The organism is Streptomyces bohaiensis, assembly GCF_012033785.1.
GTDB lineage: Bacteria > Actinomycetota > Actinomycetes > Streptomycetales > Streptomycetaceae > Streptomyces > Streptomyces bohaiensis.
In genome coordinates, this window is sequence record NZ_JAAVJC010000216.1 from 1 (window position 1) to 7,902 (window position 7,902).

The window sequence follows — 7,902 nt, forward strand, 5'->3', positions numbered from 1 at the left end:
GGGGTGGGCTCTCCCGCGCGGGTGTCCGCGGCCGCCGCGGGGCCCGTGGCCGCCCTGCCGCGGGAGGCCACCGCCACGCCGTGGCAGAGTCCGCCGGAACGCCGCCCCGACCACGGGGTCGCGCGGTCGTTGCAGCTCGCCGCACGGTGCCTGCCGGCCGACGGCACCGCGGCGGGGGACCGGTGGCACGACTGGATCGACATCGGCGACGGCAGCACCGTGCTGAGCGTCGGCGACCTCTCCGGCAGCGGGCCGGGCGACGGCTGCGCAACAGCCGGCCTGCTCGGCGCGCTGCGCGGCATCGCGCTGACGCGCGCCCGCCCCGCCACGGTGCTGGAACACCTCAACGATCTGATGGACCGCGGAACGCAGCCCGCGCTGGCGGGTTTGGTGTGCTGCCGGTACCGCGCCGACGACGGCTCGCTGACCTGGGCACAGGCGGGGCATCCGGCCCCGCTGCTCTGCCGGGAGGGCTCCGCCCGACTGCTGCCGCGCCCCCCGGGCACGCTGCTGGGGGCGATCGCCGGCACCGTCTACGGCGAGCGGGTGGACCGCCTGCACAGCGGTGACACCCTGGTGCTCCACACCGACGGGCTCTTCCCGCCCGAACCCCCCGGCCCGGACGGCCGGGTCGGGACGGCGCGCTCCAGCGACCCGGTGCTGCTCACCCTGGCACCCAGGCTGGCGGCGGCGGGCGACGCCCGGCAGGCGCTGGAGGTCCTGCTGGAGCGTCGCCGCGAGGCGGCACGTGCCGGCGGCGCCCTGGAGGACGCCTGCGTCCTGGTGGCCCGCGTCAGCTGACCGGGGCTGCGCTGCACGGCGCACGCCGGGCGGCGGGCGGCGGGCGGGGCGGACCCGGCCTCGGGGGCATCGGCACAGCGGTTGGCGCGAGAACGGTCGTGGTCCGGTCGTGCCGGCCCACCGCCGCCCGACGGTCGGGTGGGGCCGAGTCCGGAGTCGTTCGAGGAGGTCGACCTCCTCGAGGCCCCGCGCCGGCGGACGCGGGCGGGCGCGGGCCGTGGCGCCAGGCCGTCGTCGGTCGCGGTCTTGTCCCGCCCGAGCTGTGCGACGCCCCGGGCGGAGCAGAACGCTCTGTGAGCACGGCGGCCAAGGTGACCACCGCCGACGGCCCGCGGGCGTCCGCGGTGGTTGCCCTTGGCCGCCGCGACGATGCGGGATCCGCCAGGGCTTCCGCCGACGGCGCGCCGTGGAGGCGCGATCCTCCCGAGGGGCCTCGCGGAGCTCTCCCGGGTGGTCAGGTGTGAGAGGGGCCTGTGCCCGGCTCCATGGTCGCCGGCGGCCGCCCCTTCGCCGCGTTGGCGAGGTGGGCGTGGGGGGAGGCGGCGGCGATGCGGCGCAGTCCCCAGCCGTCCTGGCGGGCGCGGTTCATGCCGCCCCCGAGCGCTGCGGTCGGTATCCGGTCACGGTCCTCGCGGAGGTCGGCGGCGAGGGCGAGGTGCTGCTGCGGCTCGGTGTCCGCCGGCATCATCACCAGCTCGGCGACCTCGTCCCGCACGCGGTCGGCCTGGTCCTGGCAGGTCACGGGCTCGGTGTCTTCCACGGGATGCTCCGGGGAGCTCAGGTGCGGGGTGCGACGCGCAGGAGCATCAGGGCGGTGTCGTCGACGGCATGGCCGCCGGCGTGCTCGGACGCCTCCTGCCACAGCGCCTCCAGCGTGTCGGCGGCCCCGAGGCCCCGGGTGGCGGCGAGCGCGGCAGCCAGGCGGTCCTCGCCGAACAGCGGTCCCCTGTCGCGGTCTCGGGCCTCGGTGATGCCGTCGGTGTACAGGAGCAGCGCATCGCCCGGGTGGAGGCGGAACGCGCGCTGACGGTGGCCCTCGCGGGCGGCGGGCAGCAGCGGGCTCAGCAGCATGCCCTCGGCGGTCAGTTCCTCCACCGTGCCGTTCGCGCGGCGGATCAGGGCCGGAGGGTGGCCGGCGGTGGCGTAGTGGCCGGTGACGCCGTCGGTGTCGGGGCGGAAGACGATCAGGGCGACGGTGAGGAAGCGGTCGCTGACGTGCTGGTCGACCAGAGCCTCGTGCAGGCGGTGCAGGACGGTGGCGGGCCGCGCGTGCTGCGTGGCCTCGGCGCGCACCGTGTAGCGGGCCAGCGCGGTGACCTTGGCCGCGTCGATCCCCTTTCCGCAGACGTCGCCCATCACCGCGCACCAGCTGTTGCCGCGGGTGCGGAACAGGTCGTAGAAGTCGCCGACGACCTCGGCGCCGGCCGCCCCGGTGGTGTCCGCGGGCATGTGCACGGCGGCCACGTCCAGGCCCGGTGCGTCCGGCAGCCGGGGCGGCAGCAGGCTGTCCTGGAGAGTGCGTGCCAGCGCCTCGGACGCCTCGCCGCGGGCGCGGGCCTGGCGCAGGGCCTGGCGCAGGGCGATCTCCGAGGAAACCGACCGTGCCAGGGTGCGCAGGGCCTGTGACTGCTCGGGGGTGAAGGGGCGCGCGTCCTTGTCGACCACGCAGAATCCGCCGAGCACGTAGCCGTCGGGTGAGAACACCGGGTAGCCCGCCCAGGCCCCGATCCCCAGGGCGTCGACCGCCGCGAGGTCCTTGATGCGGGTGTCGGTCGCCGCGTCCGGGGCGATGAGTTCCTTGCCGGTGCCGATGAGCAGGTGGCACGGGCTGTCGCGGATGTCGTTCTCCCGTCCGGCCGCCGGTTCCATGCCGATCGCGGATTTCCAGAACGAACGTCGACCGTCGGCCACGGTGAAGAACGCCTTCTGCGCCCCGGTGATCGCCAGAGCGAGCTGCGCCAGGTCGTCGAAGGTGCCCTCCGGCGGGGAGTCCAGGAGCCCGGAGTCGGCCACCGCCGCCAGGCGCGCCGGATCGAGCACCGCCCGCGGCAGCTCCTCCGCGAGGTGGTCCTTCTCCTTGGTCATCAAGCGCCGACTCCCGTCGTCCCCAGGCCTTGCCGAGGAGCGGAACGCCCTGGTGCCAAGTGACCCGACTCCCACCCTAAGCGGCCGTTGCGTGGCCGCCCAAGCACGATTGCGTCACAGCGCCCGCCCGCCCATCGGTCGCCCCGTTCCCCGAGGCCGCGACGTCGTGAGCCGAGCAACTCCGGGTGCCCGGCGCACGACGTCACGGACGGCCGGCTCCGCCGCACGAGCGGTCAGACGATGCTCGGCCCCTTGCCCGCCCCGGTGTCCCCCGGGGAGACGGGGGCGGAGGGGAGGACGTGCTCGATCTCCTCGCGCAGACTCTCCACGCGGCCGTAGCCGGCGTAGACCCCGGTGAGGCGGTACATCTCCCGCAGCCGGTCCCAGGTGCGGTGGGAGGAGGTCTCCCCGATGCTCACCAGTGCCAGCCGCGCGTACCGGTCGGCCTGGTCGGGGTCGTTGCCGAGGAAGCAGGCGGAGGCGAGCGAGAGGTAGTCGAGGATGTTGGAGCGGGTGCGCCGGTCCACGTCGCGGAGCTCCAGCGCGCGTTTGGCGAACCGTTCCGCGACCCGGGCCGCCGTCGGGTCGGTCTCGGCGAGCGTCCGGTACGCCAGCGCCTGCATGCCGTACAGGTCCGCCTCGTCGAAGAGCTGCATCCAGCTGGGCGGGGGCACGTCGCGGCGGTCGGAGACGAAGAGGTCCTCCGCCTGGCCGAGGGTGCGCCGCATCGCCTGCCCCTGACCCAGCGCCGCCTGGGCCCATGCCTCGATCGTGCAGAGCATCGCCCGGGTGCGGGGCAGCGCCTCCTCGCCGGCGCCTGACTTGGCCAGCTGCATCAGGTCCAGCGCGTCGTCCGGGCGGCCGAGGTGGACCATCTGGCGGGCGGCGCGGGAGAGCGCCTCCCCGGCACGCGGCCGGTCGCCTCCCTCACGGGCCGCGTGGGTGGCGATGACGAAGTACTTCTGGGCGGTGGGTTCCAGGCCCACGTCGTGGGACATCCACCCCGCGAGCACCGCCAGGTTGGCCGCCACCCCCCACAGCCGCCGCTGGAGGTGGGCGGGGTGCTGGTAGGCGAGCATCCCGCCCACCTCGTTGAGCTGGCCGACGACCGCCTTGCGTTGCAGGCCGCCGCCGCGGCGGGCGTCCCAGGCGCGGAACACCTCCACGGCGTTCTCCAGGGCGTCGATCTCGGCGGAGCCCACCGGGGCCGCCTCGTAGGGGTCGAGTCCGGCGGGCCCCGAGCCGTCGGCGGTGGGGCGGGGGGTTCCGTCCGATGAGGTTCTGATCCAGTCGTGCAGGGCGTCGCTGAGGGCTGATCCCGCGGCGAGCGCGGCGCCCGCGCCCACCATGCCGCGTCGGTTGAGCATGAGGTCCATTCCCGTGAATTCGGTGAGGACCGCGGCCGTCCGGTCGGGCGGCCAGGGGAGCTTCGCCCCGGCCTTCCCCCGCCCGGACTCGCCGGGACGCCGGAAGCCGAGGTCCTCTATGGTCACGACACGGCCGAGTCGCTCGGTGAACAGGGAAGCCAGCAGCTCGGGCACCGGTTCGCGGGGGGTCTCCCCCAGCTCGATCCACCGCCGCACCCGTGTGGTGTCGGTGGCGAGTTGGGGGTGGCCCTGGGCCGCCGCCTGCCGGTTGACCAGGCGGGCGAGCTCTCCCTTGGACCACCCCGCGAGCCGGAACAGGTCCGCCAGCCGGGTGTTGGTTCTCTGCGTCACGTCAAGCCCCCAGGATCTCGGCTGACTCGACAGTAGCCCCGCGCGGGACGGCGCTCAGCGATTCGCCAGGGTTTCGCCAGGGTCCGCCAGCTGGTGTGCCAGGGGCGCGCCGCGCTTCGGTAGAAAGGCGCCACCCCGCTCCGGGGACGGCCGGGCACTTCCCCAGGGTGCCCACCGGCCCCGGTACGGGCGGCGCGTCCTCCGTCCGGCGCACGAAGGGACTCGGCTCGCCGATGTATCCAGCACCCTCCCCCGTGTACCCCAGGTACCGCCAGCCGCTCGCCACCCCCGCCGCGGCCGTGCCGCAGCTCGGCGCGCCGGCTCCCGAACGGCCGCGCCGCGCACGGCCGTCGGGCAGGCAGCGCCTGGACCTCAGTGGTGAGCGCGGCGCCGAACTACGGGGCGCGCTCGCCTCCGTGCAGGAGATCTGCCCGGAGTTCGCCCCCGCCCAGCTGCTCCGGCTGGGCACGGAATCCGTGCTGCTCGCCGGCTCTCTCGGGCGCCGCCCCGTCGTCGCCAAGTGCGCGCTGTCGGCGGGCGCCGCCGAGAAGGTGCGGCGCGAGATAGCCGCCCACCGGATCTTCGTGCGGCACCGGCCCCCGGTGCGCGTACCGCGGCTGGTCGGCGCCGACTCCGGCTCCGGGACCCTGGTCATGGAGTTCATCCCCGGCCGTGCCGCCTCGACCCGGCGCCACCCGTTGAACGCACCGGCCGTCGCGGACCTGAGGGCGCTCTTCGCCGGAGTGCGTCGGCTGGGCGAGTGGGCGCCGCCGGGCGACGACTTCGGACCCGCCGTCAACTACCACGCGCTGCTCGGCCGCTGCCACTCCCTGGGCATGCTGACCGACCGGGACCTGTCGGACCTGCGGGCCCTGCTGCACGGGCTCCGGGGCCGGGACGGGGCGCTGCCGCAGCAGTTCTGCCACGGCTCGGTGTACCCCAGCCAGGCGGTCCTCTCCCCGGCCGGCCCCGCGCTGCTGGGCTGGTCGACGGCGGGCTGGTACCTGCCGGGCCGCGATCTCGCGACGCTGTGGGCCGTGCTGGGGACCGCTCCGGTGGCACGCCGCCAACTGAGCCGGCTGGCGCAGCTGGAGGGCCCGCAGCAGCGCGACGCCTTCCTGGTGAACCTGATGCTGGTCCTCACCCGCGAGATCCGGGAGTGCGAGGAGGCGATCCACCGTGCGATGCGAGCGCCCGGCCCCGACCCGGCGGCGGCCGCGTCCCGGCCCGCCGGCTCGCTGGCCTTCGGAGAGGAGCGGAGGCTGCTGCTGCGGCGACTCCACGACGACCTGGCCCTGACCCGGCGGGCAGTCCGTGCCGCGGTGGGGACCCGCTGACGGCTCCGGCCCATCGACCGGTGAGCACCGGGCGCGGGAGAGGTGGTTCCCGCGCCCGCACGACGCGCCCCTCCCGGACGGCGGGGGCGGGGGCGGCTTCTCCGCCCTCCGCACACCCGGAGGGGCGGGAGCCGGCACGACCGCCGCCCGCGCGTGAGCGCGGGAACGCTGCGAGGACGACGCACGTGACCGGCCGGGGCCCGACGGGCCACCGGCCTCCTCTGCTCTTCCTGCCCTCCGCGCCCGGCGGCCCGGACGCCACCGCTGCCCGGACGCCACCGCTGCTTCCGGGAGGCCGGCTACTGCTGCTGGAAGAGTTCCGCCGGCAGCGGCTTGAGCAGCCGGTACAGGTCGTCGGTGATGGGCCGGTCCCAGCTGGCGATCGTCACCAGCACGTTGTCGCTGCGGTCGAACTGCACGCAGGAGACACGGGTCTCGCTGCACTTCACGCGGCGGACGATGAGCAGGCTGTCCTCGTGCATGACCGGGATCTCCTCCGTGTCGGTGGCACGGACCTCCTCCTCCAGTCCGAGCGCCTCCAGCAGGTGGAGCACCTCGAACGGCATCTCGCCCTCGCCCAGCTCACGGGCGGGCGACCCCTCGGGAAGGTTGCCGATGACCATGGCCGGGCCGCGCCCGCCGAACAGGTCGTAGCGCAGGATCACCCCCTGGCAGCTCCCGTCGGGGGCGGGCAGCAGTCCGGCGCCCAGCACTCCCGGCCAGTCGCCCGGGTCCATGGCCAGGACATCGAAGTCCGGACCGGCGGGCGTGGGAGCACTGCGGCGGCGGAGAAACGACATGCCGCCATGGTACGTGGCCCCGGACGCGGTCGAGCGGCGGGCGGGCCGTGGTGCTCCGCGCCGCGGGACGGCGCCGGTGAGCGCCCGTCGCGGTGCGCTTCCGGCTCGGCGCGTGCGGGAGGCCCCACGCCGGGACGCGACACCGGCTACGGCCGTCCGCCACGTTGCCGGAAACGCACGAGGACGCCGCGGCACGAGGGCGCCCCTGCGGCGTGCAGCTGAGAGCAGCTGGCCGCGGCCGCCGCCGCGAGACCATCCGACGCGGCACCTCCCGCACGTTCTCAGTGGGGACCGCCGCCGAGCGCGGCGCTCACCCGGTGCAGCTCCGCGGCCTCGGCGTGGCGGTCGAGCTGCTCCAGGCAGTGCGCCTCGTCGTTGCGGCTGGTGCCGGCGGCCGGGTGTGCGGCGCCGAGGACGCGTTCCCGGCTCTCGCGCACCGGACGGTACTCCCCCAGGGCTTCCTCCCAGCGCCCCAGCCATCCGAGCGCGACCGCGATCTCCCGGCGGCTCACCAGGGTGTCCGGGTGCTCGTCGCCCAGGGTCCGGCAGCGCAGCGCCCACACCTCGCGCGCCTCGGTGAGCGCCTCCTCCCAGCGGCCGAGCCGACCGAGGCTGACCCCCAGGCCGTGGCGCGCGCGCAGGGTCTCGGCGTGGCCCTCCCCGCCCGCGTGGGCGCGGGCGACCGCCAGGGCGCGGTAGACCTCCAGGGCCTCCGCCGCGCGGCCCAGTCTGCCGAGCGCCACGGCCGACTGATGACGGGAGTCGAGGGTCGCCGGGTGGGCCGGTCCCAGCTGCCGCGCGCGAGCCTCGGTCACCCGGCGGTGGCCCGCGAGCGCCTCCTCCCAACGGCCGAGCCGACCGAGGCAGGCGGCTGCCTCGTGGCGGCTGGCGAGGGTCTCGGGGTGCTCCGGTCCCAGCGCGGCCTCGCGCTCGGCCAGGGTCGCCCGGTGGGCCGTCAGCGCCTCCTCCCACCGTCCCGCTCGCCCGAGGTCGACCCCCGCGCTGTGCCGCTCCGCGAGGGTGGCGCCGCCTTCGGGCACGCCGACCGGCGGGGAGGGGTGGCCGCCGGTGGCGACGGTGACGGCGGACCACGGGCCGACGAGGCCGTCGGCGAGCGCCGGGGCCGGCGGGCGGCGGGCCGCCCGGACGGGGGTGCCCGCC

The 7,902-nt window shown here is 76.1% G+C and carries 7 protein-coding genes; 2 read left to right on the forward strand and 5 right to left on the reverse strand.

Going from position 1 to position 7,902, the window contains the following annotated elements; all coding sequences use genetic code 11:
• A partial coding sequence (locus tag HCN52_RS18885; RefSeq protein ID WP_209314730.1) for a PP2C family protein-serine/threonine phosphatase occupies nt 1-801 on the forward strand: 801 nt, incomplete at its 5' end.
• Nucleotides 802-1,255: 454 nt separating this feature from the next.
• Here the strand turns inward: HCN52_RS18885 and HCN52_RS18890 are convergent.
• The 3 genes from HCN52_RS18890 to HCN52_RS18900 form a co-directional block, all read right to left on the reverse strand.
• Complete coding sequence (locus tag HCN52_RS18890) at nt 1,256-1,561, reverse strand: hypothetical protein (RefSeq protein WP_168089646.1); 306 nt, start codon at nt 1,559-1,561, stop codon at nt 1,256-1,258.
• 17 nt (nt 1,562-1,578) lie between these two features.
• Nucleotides 1,579-2,886: a PP2C family protein-serine/threonine phosphatase gene (locus HCN52_RS18895; protein WP_168089647.1), complete on the reverse strand. Its 1,308-nt coding sequence runs from the start codon at nt 2,884-2,886 to the stop codon at nt 1,579-1,581.
• 233 nt (nt 2,887-3,119) lie between these two features.
• On the reverse strand, nt 3,120-4,604 hold the full coding sequence (locus tag HCN52_RS18900) for a DNA-binding protein NsdB (protein WP_168089648.1): 1,485 nt from the start codon (nt 4,602-4,604) through the stop codon (nt 3,120-3,122).
• A 233-nt stretch (nt 4,605-4,837) separates the two neighbouring features.
• On the opposite strand from HCN52_RS18900, the gene HCN52_RS18905 reads away from it, so the two are divergent.
• Entirely contained in the window at nt 4,838-5,941 is a 1,104-nt protein-coding gene (locus HCN52_RS18905; protein WP_168089649.1) for an aminoglycoside phosphotransferase family protein, read from the forward strand.
• A 299-nt stretch (nt 5,942-6,240) separates the two neighbouring features.
• On the opposite strand, the gene HCN52_RS18910 is transcribed toward HCN52_RS18905, so the two are convergent.
• Together HCN52_RS18910 and HCN52_RS18915 are read right to left on the reverse strand one after the other, a co-directional pair.
• The gene (locus HCN52_RS18910; RefSeq protein ID WP_168089650.1) at nt 6,241-6,741 is read right to left on the reverse strand and encodes a hypothetical protein; all 501 of its coding nucleotides are present in this window, start codon (nt 6,739-6,741) and stop codon (nt 6,241-6,243) included.
• Nucleotides 6,742-7,022: 281 nt separating this feature from the next.
• On the reverse strand, nt 7,023-7,902 hold an 880-nt coding region (locus HCN52_RS18915; RefSeq protein ID WP_168089651.1), incomplete at its 5' end, for a tetratricopeptide repeat protein.

What these genes read in the sequence shown, in the direction of transcription:
- HCN52_RS18895 (WP_168089647.1), bottom strand. Translation starts at nt 2,886, where the DNA reads ATGACCAAGGAGAAGGACCACCTCGCGGAGGAGCTGCCGCGGGCGGTG.
- HCN52_RS18905 (WP_168089649.1), top strand. Translation starts at nt 4,838, where the DNA reads ATGTATCCAGCACCCTCCCCCGTGTACCCCAGGTACCGCCAGCCGCTC.
- HCN52_RS18910 (WP_168089650.1), bottom strand. Translation starts at nt 6,741, where the DNA reads ATGTCGTTTCTCCGCCGCCGCAGTGCTCCCACGCCCGCCGGTCCGGAC.